The organism is Ralstonia sp. 110700041-2 (genome assembly GCF_056280165.1).
The window spans coordinates 126,558-142,346 of sequence record NZ_JBSFAI010000019.1; the positions used below are offsets into that span (position 1 = coordinate 126,558).

Here is a 15,789-nt window from a genome sequence, read left to right on the forward strand (position 1 = left end):
AAGACGTATGAGCAACGACCTCATCCCAGAAGACGTGCAAGAAAAGTACATCGTGCCGGGGCTCGAACGCGGCCTGCGCCTGCTGTGCGAGTTCAGCCACAAAGACCGTGTGCTGTCGGCGCCGGAACTGGCGCGCCGCCTGAAGGTGCCGCGCTCCACGGTGTTCCGCCTGCTGACCACACTTGAAGTGATGGGTTTTATCGAACGCGTCGACGGCGGCCGCGATTTTCGCCTCGGCATGGCGGTGCTGCGCCTGGGCTTTGAATATCTCGCGTCGCTGGAATTGACCGAGCTGGGCCGCCCGCTGCTCGATCGTCTGCGCGACGAGATTCACTATCCGTGCAACCTCGTCGTGCGCGATGGCCGCTCGATCGTCTACGTGGCGAAATCCGTGGCGCCCACGCCGTTCACCAGCTCGGTGAATGTCGGCACGCGCCTGCCGGCGCACGCCACGGTGCTGGGTCGTGTGCTGCTGGCCGATCTGTCGCTGGCTGAGCTGCGCCAGCTCTATCCGGAGCCGCAGCTGGAAGTGTTTTCCGCCAATACCCCGCGCACGGTCGAAGAGCTGTTCGAGATGGTCCAGCGCGACCGCGAACACGGCTACGTGCTGCAGGAAGGTTTCTTCGAAGCCAACATCTCGACGATTGCTGCGCCGGTGCTCGACCGCGCCGGCAAGGTGGTAGCAGCCCTCGGCACGACGATTCCGTCGCCGCGCATTGAAGCCGCACAGCTCGATCTGATGATCGACAAGGTGCGCGCCGCTGCCGGCGAGCTGTCTTACCTGCTGGACTACCGCCCCGCAGGCGGCAAGGTCGTCAACCTGTTCCGCGAATGACCATGCCGATGATCGACCTGACTGGCAAGACGGCTGTCGTGACGGGTGGCTCCTCCGGCATCGGCCTGGCCACCGTTGAACTGCTGCTGGAAGCCGGCGCTGTCGTGGCGCTGTGCGGGCGCAATGCCGAACGCCTCGCGCAAGCCGAACAAGGTCTGCGCAGCCGCTTCCCAAACGCCCGGCTGTTTGCCGCAACGTGCGACGTGCTCGACGCCGCGCAGATGGCAGCGTTTGCCGACGCCGTGGAGCAAGCCCTCGGCCCCGTCGACATGCTGGTCAACAACGCGGGCCAAGGCCGTGTCTCGACGTTTGCCGATACCGACGATGCCGCGTGGACGCAGGAGCTGCATCTCAAGTTCTTCTCCGTGATCCATCCCACGCGCGCTTTCCTGCCGCAACTCGAGCGCTCGGAGCACGGCGCGATCGTCTGCGTGAATTCGCTGCTCGCGCAGCAGCCCGAGCCGCACATGGTCGCCACCTCGGCTGCGCGTGCGGGTGTGCTCAATCTTGTGCGTTCGATGGCGACCGAATTTGCACCGAAGGGCGTGCGCGTCAACGGCATCCTGATCGGCCTGGTGGAGTCCGGCCAATGGCGCCGCCGCTTCGAGGCACGACCTGAAGAAGACCGCCATCTCGACTGGGCCGCATGGACGCGCCGCCTGGCCACGCAAAAACATATTCCCCTTGGACGCCTGGGCCTGCCCGAAGAGGCTGCCCGCGCCATTCTGTTCCTTGCCTCGCCGTTGTCTTCGTACACCACGGGCAGCCACATCGATATCTCCGGAGGACACTCCCGTCATGCTTAACAGACAACAACAGGAACAACAGCTGGTCACGGTGGGCCACGCGATTGCAGCCTTCCTGGAGGCCTGCGAGGTCAAGGCCGCCTTTGGCGTCATCTCGATCCACAACATGCCCATCCTCGATGCGATGGGCGAGCGCGGCAAGATCCGCTTCGTCATGGCGCGCGGTGAAGCCGGCGGCGCCAACATGGCCGACGCCTATGCCCGGACCACGGGCGGCCTCGGTGTGTGCCTGACCAGCACCGGCACCGCTGCCGGGAATGCGGCGGGCGCAATGGTCGAAGCCCTGACCGCCGGCACGCCGCTGCTGCACATCACGGGCCAGATCGAAACGCCGTACCTGGACCAGAGCCTTGCCTACATCCACGAAGCGCCGGACCAGCTCACGATGCTCAAGGCCGTCTCCAAGGCTGCCTTCCGCGTGCGCAGTGCCGACACGGCGATCAGCACGATGAAGCTGGCGGTGCAGACTGCGCTGACGGCACCGGCCGGCCCGGTGAGCGTGGAGATTCCCATCGACATCCAGGCCGCGCTGATCCCGATGCCGGATGACCTGCGCCCGCTGCAGGTGCCTCAGCATGTGCCGTCGGCCCACGCGCTGGACGAACTGGCTGAACGCCTGTCGCGCGCGCGCCGTCCGATGCTGTGGCTGGGCGGTGGTGCCCGCCACGCCGCGAAGCAGGTCAAGCGCCTGATGGACCTTGGCTTTGGCGTGGTCACCAGCACGCAGGGCCGCGGCATCGTGCCGGAAGATGATCCGCGCTCGCTGGGCGCATTCAACCTGCACAAGCCGGTCGAGGCGTTCTACCAGACGTGCGACGCGATGGTCGTGGTCGGCTCGCGCCTGCGTGGCAATGAAACGCTCAAGTACGAACTGAAACTGCCGCGTCCGCTGTACCGCGTCGATGCGGATGCCTCGGCGGAAGGCCGTTGCTACGCCAGCGACTATTTCGTGTGCGGCGATTCGGCCCTCGCGCTGGAAGGCTTGGCGGATCGGCTGGAAAAGAAGATGCAGATCGACGCGACATTCGCCGCCGACCTGCGCGCTGCACACGATGCGGCCGTGCGCGGACTGATCGATGGCCTCGGCCCGTACGCAAAGCTTGTGGAGGCGTTGCAAGCCGCCGTGGGACGTGAGTTCAACTGGGTGCGCGACGTGACCGTGTCGAACAGCACGTGGGGCAATCGCCAGCTCCGTATCTTTGATTCGCGCGCCGGCGTGCATGCGCTGGGTGGCGGTATCGGCCAAGGTTTGGCGATGGGCATTGGTGCGGCCATCGGTGCGGCCGCGATCGAATCCGGCAAGACGACGTTCTGCCTGGCCGGCGACGGCGGCTTCATCCTGAACCTCGGCGAATTGGCGACTGCGGTGCAGGAGCGCGCCAACCTCGTCATCGTGCTGATGAACGACAAGGGCTACGGCGTCATCAAGAACATTCAGGACGCGCAGTACGGCGGCCGCCGCCATTACGTGGATCTGCACACGCCGGACTACGCGGCGCTTGCGCAGTCGCTGCAGTTGCGCCATCGCCGCGTGTCGGATCTGGCCGATGTGGGCAGCGTGTTGAAGGAAGCCACCAGCGGCGAAGGCCCGTTCCTGATGGAGATCGACATGCTCTCCATCGGCAGCTTCAAGACGATCTTTGCAGGCCCGCCGGTCAACCAGCAGGCCAAGGACGGTCAGGGCGAGCGCGCTGCTGCATGCGCCACGGACGGCACGACGGTGGTGGCGTGAACCTGCAACCGAGCCAACTGAAGGAGCCGGACATGCTGCATGTATCGATGGTCGGGTGCGGAGCGATCGGGCAGGGCGTACTGGAACTGCTCAAGAGCGATCCGGATGTGTGCTTTGATGCCGTAATCGTGCCCGAGCACGCGATGGACAAGGCGCGCGAGGCCATCGCCCCGTTCGCACCAAATGCGCGTGTCACGACGCATCTGTCGGCCGACGCGCATACGGATCTGCTGGTCGAGTGCGCTGGCCATGACGCGCTTGAAGAACATGTGTTGCCGGCGTTGGAGCAGGGCATTGATTGCCTCGTGGTATCGGTCGGTGCGCTGTCTCAACCCGGCGTGGCCGAGCGGCTGGAGGCAGCGGCCCGCCGTGGCAACGCGCAGGTGCAGCTGCTGTCGGGCGCCATCGGCGCCATCGACGCACTGGCCGCTGCGCGCGTCGGCGGGCTCGACGCTGTGATCTACACGGGCCGCAAGCCACCGCGCGCCTGGAAGGACACGCCGGCCGAACAGCAGTTCGACCTCGATGCGCTGCGCGAGCCGACCGTGATCTTCGAAGGCAACGCCCGCGAAGCTGCGCGTCTATTCCCGAAGAACGCCAATGTGGCCGCCACGCTGTCATTGGCGGGCCTGGGGCTTGAGCACACGCACGTCAAGCTGCTGGCCGATCCGACGGTGGACGAGAACATCCATCACGTCGAGGCACGCGGGGCCTTTGGCGGTTTCGAACTGACGATGCGCGGCAAGCCGCTGGCGGCCAATCCCAAGACTTCTGCGCTGACGGTGTTCAGCGTGGTGCGTGCGCTGGGCAACCGCGCACACGCCGTTTCGATTTAAGCGAGGCCATTGCGCCATGACTGTCTCTACCCTGAACGCAACTGCGACCTCGTTGCTGCCGATCTGCATCGCAGGCGAATGGCGCCTCGGCACCGGCGAGCGCTATGTCACGCGCTACCCCGCCACGGGCGAAGTGGTGGCGGAACTCAACGCTGCCAGCGTCGCCGACGTGGAAGAAGCTGTGGCCGGTGCCTATCGCGCCTTCCTCTCCAGCGGCTGGGCGCAGCGCAAGCCGCACGAACGCGCCGCCGTCCTGTACCGCATCGCCGAGCTGATCCGCTCGCGCAGCGAAGCACTTGCGCAACGCCAGCGGCTGGATAACGGCAAGCCGATCAACGAAACGCGCGCCCTGGTGGCAAGCGCTGCGGCCACGTTCCAGTTCTTCGGCGCCGCATGCGAGACACTGGAAGAGTCGCTCACGCCCATGCGCGGCGATTGCCTGACGATGAGCGTGCATGAGCCCATGGGCGTGGTGGCGGCCATCACGCCATGGAATTCGCCGATTGCCAGCGAAGCGCAAAAGATGGCGCCTGCGCTGGCCGCGGGCAACGCCGTCGTCGTCAAACCGGCTGAAGTCACACCGCTGATGGCACTGGAACTTGCCGCCATCTGTGAAGAGGCGGGCGTGCCGAAGGGCATGATCAGCGTGCTGCCCGGCAAGGGCTCCGTGATTGGCGATGCGATCACCAAGCATCCGCTGGTGCGTCGCGTGTCGTTCACGGGAGGCACGAACACGGGCCGCCATATCGCGCACATTGCGGCCGACAAGATGATGCCGGTGTCGCTCGAACTCGGCGGTAAATCGCCGACGATGGTGTTTGAAGATGCCGACCTCGACCACGCCGTGAATGGCGTGCTGTACGGCATCTTCAGTTCATCGGGCGAATCGTGCATCGCAGGTTCGCGCCTGTTTGTGGCGCGCTCGCTCTACGAGCCGTTCATGGATCGTCTGGCCGCTGCCGCGGCACGCCTGCGTGTCGGCAATCCGGCCGATGAATCGACGCAGATGGGCCCGCTGATCACCGATCGTCACCGCGAGACCATCGAGTCGTACGTTGCGATGGGCGTGGGAGAGGGCGGCCACCTGCGCACGGGCGGCTTGCGCCCAGCAATCGTGGGCTGTGAGTCGGGTTACTTCTACACGCCGACCATCATCGAAGGGCTCACCAACAGCGCGCGCATTTGCCAGGAAGAAATCTTTGGCCCGGTGCTCGTCGCCATGCCGTTCGACGATGAAGACGAATTGATCGAACAGGCCAACGACAGCGTCTACGCATTGGCCGCCGGGATCTGGACGCGCGACTACAAGCGCGCATGGCGCATCGGCCGCGCGGTGCAGGCCGGCAACGTGTGGATCAACACATACAAGCAGTTCTCGATCTCGACGCCGTTTGGCGGCTGGCGCGACAGCGGCCTCGGCCGCGAGAAGGGCCGACTCGGCATCCTGCAATACATGGAGCAGAAGAGCCTTTACTGGGGCTTGAATGAACAGCCGCTGGCCTGGGCCAACGCCAACTGAAGCTGAAACAAAACACCCAGACCACAGGAGATCAAGATGAACACGATTCGAGGCATCGACGAAATCGTCTACGGTGCCGACGACCTCGCCGCCTGCAAGCAGTTCTTCCTGGATTGGGGCCTTGCCCTGCAATCGGAAGACGCCAGCGGCCTGCTGTTCGAAACGCTCAACGGCTGCCGCGTGCGCGTCAAGCGCAGGGACGATGCCACGCTGCCGGCCGCCATGGAAGCCGGCCCGACGCTGTGCGAGGTGATCTGGGGCACCGATTCGCAGGCTGTGCTCGATCGCCTGGTCGACAAACTGGCTGACCAGCCCGGTTATGTGCACGCCGACGGCCGCGTCGGCTGCACCGACCCGAACGGCCTGGCAGTGCGCGTGCAACTGACCACCAAGCGCGATGTCGACGTGCAATGCGCAGCCATGAACACATGGACGGACAAACCGCGCCGCAATCAACCGAGCCCGATCTACGCGCGTGCCACGCCCATCGAAGTGGGCCACGTGGTCTTCTTCGTGAAGGACGTGGCGGCCACGGAGCGCTTTTACATCGACAAGCTCGGCTTTGTGCCGTCCGACCACTACCCGGGCCGCGGGGCGTTCCTGCGCTGTGAGCCGGAAGGCGGCCATCACGATCTGTTCCTGCTGCAAACGCCGCAGGCGAAGAGCGGGCTCAACCACGTCGCCTTCACCGTGCGCGACATCCACGAAGTGTTCGGCGGTGGCATGCATGTGTCGCGCTGCGGCTGGGAAACGCAACTAGGCCCGGGTCGTCACCCGATTTCGTCGGCGTACTTCTGGTACTTCAAGAACCCTGCCGGTGGCTTGATCGAGTACTACGCCGATGAAGACCAGCTTGACGCCGACTGGCAGCCGCGCGATTTCGAGCCCGGCCCGACCGTGTTCGCCGAATGGGCCATCGACGGCGGCATTGACGGCAACACACGCCGGCAGAAAAACGTCGCCGGCCCGGAAGGCAAGTTCCTCACGGAAAAGCGCTGAAACGTTGCAGAGAGACGTGCTATGAATTCCCCCCTCAACCTGCGCGTGCACGCCATGCGCTACGAAGCCCAAGGCATCGTGAGCGTGGAGCTGCGCGATGTCGACGGCAAAACGCTGCCCGAGTACGCACCCGGCGCGCATATCGAACTGCATCTCGGCAACGGGCTGGTGCGCAGCTATTCGCTGTGCGGCGCGCCAGAGGTGCGTGACCGTTATGTGGTCGGCGTGCTGCTCGACCGCAACAGCCGCGGCGGATCGCGCTATGTGCACGAGCAATTGCGCGTCGGTTCGACGCTCAAGATCGGCGGCCCGCGCAATCACTTCGAGCTGGACGAAACCGCGCCGCGTACCGTGCTGGTTGCAGGTGGCATCGGCGTGACGCCCATCGTCTGCATGGCGCGTCGCCTGGCCGAGCAAGGCAAGGCGTTCTCGATGCTGTATTGCGCCCGCTCGCGTGCCGAAGCGGCCTTTGCCGATGAGCTTGCCGCCCATGGCGAAGCGGTGCGTTTTCACCTGGACGCAGAAGCCGGTGGCGCCCCCGATCTGAAAGCGCTGCTTGCAGGGCATCCGGCCGATACGCATTTCTATTGCTGCGGCCCCGGCCCGATGCTGCGGGCATTCGAGGCGGCCTGTGAGGCGCTGGGCTACACCAACGTCCATATTGAACGCTTTGCGGCCGACCCCGGTGTGGAATCGGTGCAGGAGGGCGAATACCAGGTCAAGCTCGCGCGCAACGGTGCCGAGTTGTGTGTACCGGCGGGCAAGTCGCTGCTCGACGCGCTGTTGGAGATTGGCGTCGAGGTGGAACACAGCTGCAAGGAAGGCGTGTGCGGCTCGTGCGAAACGCGCGTGCTCGAAGGCGAGCCCGACCACCGTGACAGCGTGCTTTCCAAGAGCGAGCGTGCATCCAACCAGACGATGATGGTTTGCGTATCCGGCTGTAAGGGCAAGCGCCTGGTGATCGATCTGTAAGCGCAGGATGGTTTAGGCGCCGGCCTGACCAGCCGCGCCGTCTTTTTTTGCGCCCTGTTTTTCTTTTAAACGACGTTTCGCATACGAAACAAAGCAAGAACCACAACCAGCTCGTCCACCAAGACGGCGATAACAACTGGCGGGGCGGACACCTTGTCCAGTGGAGGAGACTGCAAATGAAGACAACCTTGTTCGCCATTGCGGCGATGAGCCTGGCTGGCACCGCTGCGGCCCAGAGCAACGTGACGCTGTACGGCAGCATTGATGAAGGCGTGGCCTACATCAACAGCCTCAAGAGCAGCGCGTCTAGCGGCTCGGCGCTGCGCATGGACCCCGGCACCATGCAGCCGGACCGTTTCGGCCTGCGCGGCTCGGAAGATCTCGGCGGCGGTACGCAGGCCATCTTCCAGTTGGAATCGGGGTTTCTGGGCGACACCGGCAGCAGCGTGGTCGCCGGCAAGCTGTTCAACCGCACGGCGTGGGTGGGCCTGACGAACGATCGCTTGGGCAATATCCAGCTTGGCCACCAAGCGGACTTCATGTTCGACTACCTCGGCCGCCTGAGCAACGGGTTCCAGCTCACCAATTTCTACCTGTTCCACCCCGGCAACTTCGACAACCTGGCCAACCAGTTCCAGATCGACAACGCCGTGCGCTACGTCTCGCCCATCTTCGGCGGCCTGCAACTGGGCGGCATGTACGGCTTTGGCGAGGTACCCGGTTCGCCGTCGAAAAGCCGCAGTTACAGCCTCGGTGCGTACTACACCAACGGCGGGTTCCGTGCAGCCGCGGCTTATACCGCGTCCAATGACCGCGCGCTGGACATCGCCGGTCGCCTGGGTATCACGAACACGCTCGGCACGACGCTCGTGCCCGGCGTGATGACGCCGATGAGTTCGGTCAAGTCGTTCGGTGCCGGCACGCTGTATCAGTTCAGCAACCTGCCGGTCCAGATCAACGCGGTCTATACGCAGACCCGCATCACGCTGAGTGGCGCCAACGCCCGCGCGCAAAACGTCGACCTCGGCACCGCGTGGCATTACAGCGCCGCCAATACGCTCAACGTGGGCTATACCTTCAGCAAGTACGAGGGCGCCCGCTGGAACCAGTTCAGCCTCGGCAACGTGTACGCGTTTTCCAAGCGCACGCAGGTGTACGTGCAAGGTACGTATCAGCGTGCGTCCGGCGATGCGCAGTCTGCTGCCATCAACGGCGTAGGTGTGGCGGCGCAGCGCAACCAGATGGTTGTCAGCACCGGGGTGCACCACTCGTTCTGACGTCCTGACCCAACGCGCGCCGCTGGGCAGCGACCCAGTGGCGCATCAACTTCCTCCGGAAGGAGCTTCACATGAAGCCAGGTGTTTTGATTGATAGCGGAATTGACCACGATGCGTCGCTGGGCGCGATGAGCCTGGGCAAGATCGTTGCCCGCATCGAGCGGCTCAAGAGCAACGGCATGCACGTGCGTGCGCGTCTGCTGATCGGGCTGGCGACGTTCTTCGACGGCTTTGACGTGATCGTCATTGCCGCTACGCTGCCGCTGCTGATCGCGCAATGGCATCTGACCCCGGCGCAGATTGCTTTTGTGATCGGTGCCCCCGGCATCGGTCAGTTGATCGGTGCGCTGGTGTTCCCGATGTTTGCGGAGCGATTCGGCCGCGTGCGCATGATCGGCTATAGCGCGGGCATCATCGGTTTGATGAGCCTGCTGTGCGGCGTGGCGCCCAGTTTTGCCGTGTTTGCAGCGCTGCGTATCGTGCAGGGCATCGGCTTGGGTGGCGAGCTGCCCGTAGCGGCCACATACATCAACGAAGTCACGCGTGCCCATGGCCGCGGGCGCTTCGTGCTGCTCTACGAGGTGGTGTTCCCGATTGGTTTGCTGGTGTCCAACGCGCTTGGGGCCTGGCTTGTACCGCATTTCGGCTGGGAGGTGATGTACTTTCTCGGTGGCATTCCGCTCGTGCTGTTCTTCACGCTGCCCAAGGCCGTGCCGGAGTCCCCGCGCTGGCTGGCGACCAATGGACGCATGGCCGAGGCCGATGCCGCGCAGGCACGCTTTGAAGCCAAGGCGAAGGGGCCGCTGCCTCCGCTGGGCGATACCTCGGCCTTCGAGCAGATGTCGCACCGCCACCCGAAGCGCGGCATGCGCGATCTGTTCGGCCCCGTGTACATCAAGCGCACGGTGGTCGTGGCCATGCTGTGGGCGACGTGCGGTTTTATCCAGTACGGTCTGTCGACGTGGCTGCCGACGGTCTACAAGACGATCTATCACGCGCCGCTGCAACTGGCGCTGAATTTGGCCGCGCTGGCGTCGGTGCTGGGTGTGGTCGGCTCGTTGGTCTGCGCGATGATCGTCGACAAGGTAGGCCGCAAACCCGTGATGGTCGTGTCGTTCGTACTCTGCGGCGTCTCGCTGGCGCTGGCTGGGCTGCTGCACGAGCAGTCGCTCTATGTGGTGGCGGGGTTGTGCTCGTTGGCGCTGGGGTTGATGGCGTGCGGCTTCATCACTGCCTATGTCTATACGCCGGAGCTGTACCCGACCAATATCCGGGCGATCGGCTGCGGCATGGGCGGCGCGTGGCTGAAGATTGCGGCCATCTTTTCACCCATGCTGATCGGATCGACCATCGGCTCGGGCAACATCAGCAATGCGTTCTTGCTGTTGGCTTTGGTGCCCATCCTGGCGGCAGTCACTATCCACTTCCTCGGCATCGAAACCAAGGGGAAAGTGCTGGAGCAGCTTGAGCTGTAAGCCGGAGGCGGTTGAAGGTCGTAAAACGGAGGGGCGGCGCTCAGTTGCGTGCGCCGTCCCGTTTTGCTTCAAGCAATCGTGTGATCCGCCATCAGTTCCAGCGCGCGCACCATGGCGGAGTGGTCCCACGCCTTGCCGCCATTGGCCGCACACACATTGAAGAGCTGCTGTGCAGCGGCCGTGTTCGGCAGGGCGATGCCGAGCTTGCGGGCGCCCTCCAACGCCAGGTTCAGATCTTTCTGGTGCAGCTCGATGCGGAAGCCCGGGTCAAACGTCCGCTTGATCATGCGTTCGCCATGCACTTCGAGAATCCGCGACGAAGCAAAACCGCCCATCAACGCTTGGCGCACACGTGCCGGATCGGCCCCGGCCTTCGATGCGAACAGCAGCGCCTCGCCCACGGCCTCGATGGTCAGCGCCACGATGATCTGGTTGGCCACCTTGCAGGTCTGCCCGGCACCGGAGTCGCCCACGTGCGTGATGTTCTTACCCATCAGCGCAAACAGCGGCTTGGCACGCTCGAATGCCGCTTCCTTGCCGCCGACCATGATCGTGAGCGTTGCATCGCGCGCGCCGACTTCACCGCCTGAAACGGGCGCATCGAGGTAATCCGCCCCCAGCGCTTCGACGCGCTTGGCAAAGGCCTGCGTTTCAATCGGCGAGATCGAGCTCATGTCGATGAAGAGCTTGTCTGCAGCCAAGCCCTGCGCGACACCGTCTTCGCCAAACAGCACATTGGCCACGTCCGGCGTGTCCGGCACCATGGCGATGACGATGTCTGCTGCTTGCGCAACCGCCGCCGAATTCGCGACAACGGTAGCGCGGGAACGCAGATCTTCCGGCACGGAATGTTTGCCGCTGACGATCAGGGTGTGGTCGCCCTTGAGCAGGTTGCGAGCCATGTGGGCGCCCATGATGCCCAGGCCGATGAATCCGATGGTTGCCATGATGTTCTTCCGCAAGCGTCTAGGTGGATGTGAATGAGGAGGGTGCGTCACGCCGCAGCGCTTGTCACAAGCGTAGATCAGCAACATCAATGAAAGCTAGGCGGCTCGCCATCTTGTGCGCTTCGGGATGCATGAGAGCGGCGCCCGGCGGGCGTTTGCGACGCGCGATGCCCTTGAGAAAGCGAGGTCTCGAAATAGCGGGCAAGAAGCGTCATTGCTCGTGCAATGACTTTGAAGCCCCCTCTCATAGACTGAAAACGTGCCGATAAGAAGTGATCGGGCACGCCGAGATGGGAGGGAATATGTCCACCACAGCAGCCAACTGGATCGTCGTCCTGACATGTGCCTACATGGAGTACAGCACATGGCGGGGCATGAGCGTCTACCGCCGCACGGTGGGCTATGAAAGCGTGGTGTGGTGCTGATCAAGCGCCGTGGGGCTTGGGCAGCAACCTGCGGACGAGATCGCCATGTGCCGAATACTTCGCCAGCAGCGCATCGCCGTCAGCCAGTTCGAACTCGCTGAACTCGAACCCCGGAGCGACGGTGCAGCCGACCAGCGCATACCCATGTTCACCCGGCACGCGCTCGGCTGCAAACCAGCGGCCAGCCGGGACCACCGCCTGGTACACCGCCATCGCATCGTCGGCCGCGTGGCCCAGGCGATGCGTGCTCACCGTACCGTCTTCCTCCAACACATGCACATTGAGTGAGTCCCCCGCATGGAAGTGCCACAACTCGTCCGACTGGATCCGATGCCAGGCGGAATATGCATCATCCGCCAACAGGTAATAGATAGCGGTGGCAGCCGCACGCCCGATGGGCGGGATGCCTCGCTGGATGCGTTCCTCACTGCGATAGGTTTCGCGATAGAAGCCGCCTTCCGGGTGCGGTTCGAGACCGAGGCGGGCGATGAGGTTCTGGGCGGCGAGGGCGAGCGGCATGATGGGAAACCTTCGACTCAGTTCTGCTGACGGCGGAACGGAAAGCGCTGCTGGTTGACGAAGCCGTCGGGCATGTAGTCGCCCACGACGCCGTACTTCTCGGGGAAGGCCTTTTTCGATTTCACCGCGGTACCGAACAGGTAATCGATGAAGGCGAAATGCGCGGCGTAGTTTTTGTCGATCGCTTCGTCTTCCGACGAGTGGTGCCAGTGGTGAAAATCCGGCGTCACAAAGATGTACTTCAATGGCCCCCACGGCAAATGCACGTTGGCGTGATTGAACACCGCCTGGAAGCCCACGATGATGATGTAGACATCGACAACGGCCTTGTCGAATCCCAGCACGAACAGCGGGCCCAGCACGGCTACCCGCGTGACAATCAGTTCAAGAATGTGCTGACGCGAACCTGCCAGCCAGTCCATCGTCTTCACGCTGTGATGAACGGCGTGGAAGCGCCAGAGGAACGGCACCTCGTGATACGCGCGGTGCGTGACGTACTCCATCAGGTCGGCCACCAACATGCACAGCAGCAACTGCGGAATGAACCAGATGTGCTGCACCATCTGCTGGAAATCCGCATGCACCATCCATCCGAACACCCGGTGAATCAGGAAATTCACCACCAGCAGCACCAGCCCCACGATGAAGTGGTTCACCGCGAAGTGCACCATGTCGGTCTGCCATTCGGCGCGGAACACCGGCTGCTTCTTGTAGAGCGGGAACAGCTTCTCAAGCAGCACGAAAATCGCCGTCGAACCGAGCAGGTCGAGAATGAACCAATCCATGCCGATGTACGGTGTGTGATCCGGAAAATCGCCTACCGGCACGCGCGAGCCGCCCAGTGCCACGGCAATCACCACAAACAGGAACGCCATGCCATTCAGGCGACGGCGGTTATCCAGCACGATATTCGCCAGCGATAACCCGCCGGAAATCAACAGCGAGACAAACAGGATTTGCCGAATCACATCCACCGAATAAGCGCGACGTAATTCCGGCGTCGTCAGATACTGCGGGAAGTGAAACGCCAGCACGCCCAGCAAGCACAGAAAGCCCAGCACCAGCGCCAGGATGGTTCCGATCATGCCCCGGCCAAACTTCAGGCCGCCGTTGGCATGGAGCAGCGCATTGGCATCGCGGATCGTCGCGTCGGCCACGCGAACGATGGCAGGGTGGTGATGCTCTTCGGGCAATGGCGCCAAAGGCTTTTGGGACGCATCCATGGATCTGACTCGCAGTATTGTTTTGTTTTATTAACAATGAGATTGCCAATCGAATATTGGCCCTCATTCGCACTGCTGCGCGATTATACGGACCAGTTTTGCGTATTCAACGGCGCTATTCTTCTGCGTACAAATGATTTGCGATTGCTGCACTTTTTTCCCGTGTGCGTCAATGTCGGGAAATCGCGTCTGCAGCGTTGGCGGCGCACCGCAGGGCGTTGCCTTTCCGTGCAAGGCCATGCATTGTGAGGCCCGTGCCTGACGGGCGCACGACGGTACAAGACCAGATAAAAAGGGGAGCAACCATGTCAGAGGAATTTCACGTGCACGGCGCGCACGATCACGCGCTTGAGCACGCAGCAGAAAGCGGCCACGCCGACAGCTTTGCCGGGCGGATTGCCGTCATGACGGCGATTCTCTCGACGGCCGGCGCTATCTTCGGTTACCAGGGCGGTGCCACGCAAAACGCCGCGCTACTGGCCAAGAATGAAGCCGCCATCCACAAGACCGAGGCCGCAAACCGCTGGGCCTACTACCAGGCCAAAGGTCAGAAGCAGGCGATTGCCGAGCTGACCGCCCAACTGCCCGGCACCGATCAGGCCGCCGCCAGGCGCGAAGCCCAGCGCTACGCCGCCGAAAAGGAAGACATCCGTCGCCAGGCTGAAGACCAGGAGCGCTTGGCCAAAGAGGCCGACGACGCCAGCGAGCTCGCCGTGCACCATCATCATCGGTGGGCGCAAGCGGTGGTCGCCATTCAGGTGTCGATCGCGCTGGCGGCTATCACGTTGCTTTCCCGCCGGCGCTGGATGCAGGTGCTGTCGTACGGCGTGGCCGCTGTCGGTGGTGTCGTGGCTGTGCTGGCGCTGCTTCACATCTGACAGCCTCGGGCGCGCTCTTCGTCCGATAAGTTGCGTGCCGACATGCCGGATAGCCAGAATGGCGCTCGCGCAGGAGGCACCGTCCTCCAGGAATCCGGAATGAACACTATGACACTTCGAATGGGGATGTTGCGCACATGGATGATGGCCGGCTTGTTGGCTAGCGCGTGCGTCATGGCGCCCGGCCCTGCCGTCGAGCCGGGCGAGTATGTCTACATTCTGGGTGGCAGCGCAAGCGGCACGATGACGGTCAAGGGCGGTAGCTTCAACATCACGACAATTGGCGGCAACTGCCACACGTGCGCGATCGAAGGCACGTTTGGGGGGGCGCGTTGGCGTCGACAAGGATGAGGGCGAGTGCCACATCGCCGTGTCAGGTAATAAGGATGGGCTCAAGCTGGATTCATCTGCGACCGCCGAAGCCTGCCGAGAATTCTGTGGCATGCGCGCTATGTTTGATGGCGACTACCGCCGCGCACCCGCCGCCTGCACTGACCGCCAGCGGCAAGCCCGCATCGGCCACGCCCACAAGGAATATGCCGCCAAGGATTACGACGCAGCACGTACAACGCTGCGTTCGCTGCTCGCCGATTGCGATCCCTTCATGGACTGGATCGAGCGCGACAAGGCTCGCAGCGACTTGGCCGTGACTGAATACCATCGTGGCGACAACGCCCAGTGCCTCGCTGTGCTGTTCGAGACGACTGCGATCACAGCGCAGAGGGACGCATCGCTGATCCTGCCGCCGTGCGACGCCGACAATTACGTGTCGACCAGCAAGGCGATTCTCTACAACCAGATGCTGCGCCAAGCGCCGGGCAAGCATTGATGCCAACTGCATCTCTATGAGTAACGAAGCGGCGGGCGATGGCCAGGCCCAATCCGTGTCGCAGGTTGGTCGGGCGCGGCGTTCGGTGGCCTCTCAACCTGCCATAACGCAAGCGGCCCACGGCGAAGCGAGCAGGCGATCAACAAGATTTTTGCGAGTGACTCACAAAAGTGCTTGCCAGCCGCGCTTCCGCACATTAGTATTCGCCCCTCGCTGCAAAACACAGCGCCGAAACGCAAGTGACGGTGGTGGTGTTGAGTGGTGGAGAAGCAGGTGTAGAGCGGGTTTGCGGTCGATTGGGTGGTTGACGGTTGGCTGGAGATTCGGTGGTGGTTGGCGGCGCGTTGGTGGATAAAAAATCTTCGACGAATTGTTGACAGCGACAAAAAAGCTCTGCATAATCTCGTTTCTCTGCTGCAGACAACGCAGCGACGCGATAAACAAAGTTGATCGCGAAGTTCTTTAACAAGCAAACAGCCGATAAGTGTGGGCGCTTAATACTGGGTGCGGCGGATTT

General features: G+C 63.2%; 15 protein-coding genes and 1 pseudogene. 12 read left to right on the forward strand and 4 right to left on the reverse strand.

Features of this window, described 5'->3' with window-relative positions:
• Window positions 1–7 precede the first annotated feature (7 nt).
• The 9 genes from ACUXH0_RS24120 (at window position 8) to ACUXH0_RS24160 (ending at window position 10,451) form a co-directional block, all read left to right on the forward strand.
• A complete protein-coding gene (locus tag ACUXH0_RS24120) occupies window positions 8–835 on the forward strand; it encodes an IclR family transcriptional regulator (protein ID WP_004634814.1) in 828 nt (275 codons plus the stop codon).
• A gap of 2 nt (window positions 836–837) precedes the next feature.
• Entirely contained in the window at window positions 838–1,641 is an 804-nt protein-coding gene (locus tag ACUXH0_RS24125) for an SDR family oxidoreductase (protein WP_024542540.1), read from the forward strand.
• On the forward strand, window positions 1,634–3,373 hold the full coding sequence (locus ACUXH0_RS24130) for a thiamine pyrophosphate-binding protein (RefSeq protein ID WP_012430472.1): 1,740 nt from the start codon (window positions 1,634–1,636) through the stop codon (window positions 3,371–3,373). Before ACUXH0_RS24125 ends, ACUXH0_RS24130 begins: the two co-directional genes overlap by 8 nt.
• A 32-nt stretch (window positions 3,374–3,405) precedes the next feature.
• Entirely contained in the window at window positions 3,406–4,209 is an 804-nt protein-coding gene (locus tag ACUXH0_RS24135) for an aspartate dehydrogenase (protein WP_012430471.1), read from the forward strand.
• Between the two features lie 16 nt (window positions 4,210–4,225).
• Window positions 4,226–5,728 carry an aldehyde dehydrogenase gene (locus tag ACUXH0_RS24140; protein WP_012430470.1) on the forward strand — a complete coding sequence of 501 codons (1,503 nt, stop codon included), beginning with the start codon at window positions 4,226–4,228 and terminating at the stop codon, window positions 5,726–5,728.
• A gap of 36 nt (window positions 5,729–5,764) precedes the next feature.
• Window positions 5,765–6,727: a VOC family protein gene (locus ACUXH0_RS24145; protein ID WP_012430469.1), complete on the forward strand. Its 963-nt coding sequence runs from the start codon at window positions 5,765–5,767 to the stop codon at window positions 6,725–6,727.
• A gap of 21 nt (window positions 6,728–6,748) precedes the next feature.
• On the forward strand, window positions 6,749–7,699 hold the full coding sequence (locus ACUXH0_RS24150) for a PDR/VanB family oxidoreductase (protein ID WP_012430468.1): 951 nt from the start codon (window positions 6,749–6,751) through the stop codon (window positions 7,697–7,699).
• A gap of 176 nt (window positions 7,700–7,875) precedes the next feature.
• Window positions 7,876–8,976: a porin gene (locus tag ACUXH0_RS24155; protein ID WP_012430467.1), complete on the forward strand. Its 1,101-nt coding sequence runs from the start codon at window positions 7,876–7,878 to the stop codon at window positions 8,974–8,976.
• Window positions 8,977–9,047: 71 nt separating this feature from the next.
• The gene (locus ACUXH0_RS24160) at window positions 9,048–10,451 is read left to right on the forward strand and encodes an MFS transporter (RefSeq protein ID WP_012430466.1); all 1,404 of its coding nucleotides are present in this window, start codon (window positions 9,048–9,050) and stop codon (window positions 10,449–10,451) included.
• Window positions 10,452–10,519: 68 nt separating this feature from the next.
• Here the strand turns inward: ACUXH0_RS24160 and ACUXH0_RS24165 are convergent, their stop codons facing one another.
• Complete coding sequence (locus tag ACUXH0_RS24165) at window positions 10,520–11,398, reverse strand: 2-hydroxy-3-oxopropionate reductase (RefSeq protein WP_012430465.1); 879 nt, start codon at window positions 11,396–11,398, stop codon at window positions 10,520–10,522.
• 302 nt (window positions 11,399–11,700) lie between these two features.
• Between ACUXH0_RS24165 and ACUXH0_RS24170 the strand changes: the two genes are divergently transcribed.
• On the forward strand, window positions 11,701–11,823 hold the full coding sequence (locus ACUXH0_RS24170; RefSeq protein WP_004634792.1) for a hypothetical protein: 123 nt from the start codon (window positions 11,701–11,703) through the stop codon (window positions 11,821–11,823).
• Here ACUXH0_RS24170 and ACUXH0_RS24175 read toward each other — a convergent pair whose 3' ends face one another.
• Both ACUXH0_RS24175 and ACUXH0_RS24180 read right to left on the reverse strand, forming a co-directional pair.
• Complete coding sequence (locus ACUXH0_RS24175; RefSeq protein WP_012430464.1) at window positions 11,824–12,342, reverse strand: cupin domain-containing protein; 519 nt, start codon at window positions 12,340–12,342, stop codon at window positions 11,824–11,826. It lies immediately after the preceding gene.
• Window positions 12,343–12,359: 17 nt separating this feature from the next.
• Window positions 12,360–13,565, reverse strand: a complete 1,206-nt coding sequence (locus tag ACUXH0_RS24180; protein WP_012430463.1) for a sterol desaturase family protein — start codon at window positions 13,563–13,565, stop codon at window positions 12,360–12,362.
• Window positions 13,566–13,870: 305 nt separating this feature from the next.
• Here ACUXH0_RS24180 and ACUXH0_RS24185 point away from each other — a divergent pair, with 305 nt between their 5' ends.
• Together ACUXH0_RS24185 and ACUXH0_RS24190 are read left to right on the forward strand one after the other, a co-directional pair.
• Entirely contained in the window at window positions 13,871–14,443 is a 573-nt protein-coding gene (locus tag ACUXH0_RS24185) for a DUF4337 domain-containing protein (RefSeq protein ID WP_009239743.1), read from the forward strand.
• 126 nt (window positions 14,444–14,569) lie between these two features.
• Window positions 14,570–15,272: pseudogene (locus tag ACUXH0_RS24190) on the forward strand (hypothetical protein).
• 196 nt (window positions 15,273–15,468) lie between these two features.
• Here ACUXH0_RS24190 and ACUXH0_RS24195 read toward each other — a convergent pair.
• The coding region (locus tag ACUXH0_RS24195) for a hypothetical protein (RefSeq protein WP_476196437.1) at window positions 15,469–15,789 on the reverse strand (321 nt) is incomplete at its 5' end.

Bases quoted from the DNA above. Each gene is read 5' to 3' on its own strand.
- ACUXH0_RS24120 (WP_004634814.1), top strand. From the start codon at position 8: ATGAGCAACGACCTCATCCCAGAAGACGTGCAAGAAAAGTACATCGTG.
- ACUXH0_RS24125 (WP_024542540.1), top strand. From the start codon at position 838: ATGCCGATGATCGACCTGACTGGCAAGACGGCTGTCGTGACGGGTGGC.
- ACUXH0_RS24130 (WP_012430472.1), top strand. From the start codon at position 1,634: ATGCTTAACAGACAACAACAGGAACAACAGCTGGTCACGGTGGGCCAC.
- ACUXH0_RS24135 (WP_012430471.1), top strand. From the start codon at position 3,406: ATGCTGCATGTATCGATGGTCGGGTGCGGAGCGATCGGGCAGGGCGTA.
- ACUXH0_RS24140 (WP_012430470.1), top strand. From the start codon at position 4,226: ATGACTGTCTCTACCCTGAACGCAACTGCGACCTCGTTGCTGCCGATC.
- ACUXH0_RS24145 (WP_012430469.1), top strand. From the start codon at position 5,765: ATGAACACGATTCGAGGCATCGACGAAATCGTCTACGGTGCCGACGAC.
- ACUXH0_RS24150 (WP_012430468.1), top strand. From the start codon at position 6,749: ATGAATTCCCCCCTCAACCTGCGCGTGCACGCCATGCGCTACGAAGCC.
- ACUXH0_RS24155 (WP_012430467.1), top strand. From the start codon at position 7,876: ATGAAGACAACCTTGTTCGCCATTGCGGCGATGAGCCTGGCTGGCACC.
- ACUXH0_RS24160 (WP_012430466.1), top strand. From the start codon at position 9,048: ATGAAGCCAGGTGTTTTGATTGATAGCGGAATTGACCACGATGCGTCG.
- ACUXH0_RS24165 (WP_012430465.1), bottom strand. From the start codon at position 11,398: ATGGCAACCATCGGATTCATCGGCCTGGGCATCATGGGCGCCCACATG.
- ACUXH0_RS24170 (WP_004634792.1), top strand. From the start codon at position 11,701: ATGTCCACCACAGCAGCCAACTGGATCGTCGTCCTGACATGTGCCTAC.
- ACUXH0_RS24175 (WP_012430464.1), bottom strand. From the start codon at position 12,342: ATGCCGCTCGCCCTCGCCGCCCAGAACCTCATCGCCCGCCTCGGTCTC.
- ACUXH0_RS24180 (WP_012430463.1), bottom strand. From the start codon at position 13,565: ATGGATGCGTCCCAAAAGCCTTTGGCGCCATTGCCCGAAGAGCATCAC.
- ACUXH0_RS24185 (WP_009239743.1), top strand. From the start codon at position 13,871: ATGTCAGAGGAATTTCACGTGCACGGCGCGCACGATCACGCGCTTGAG.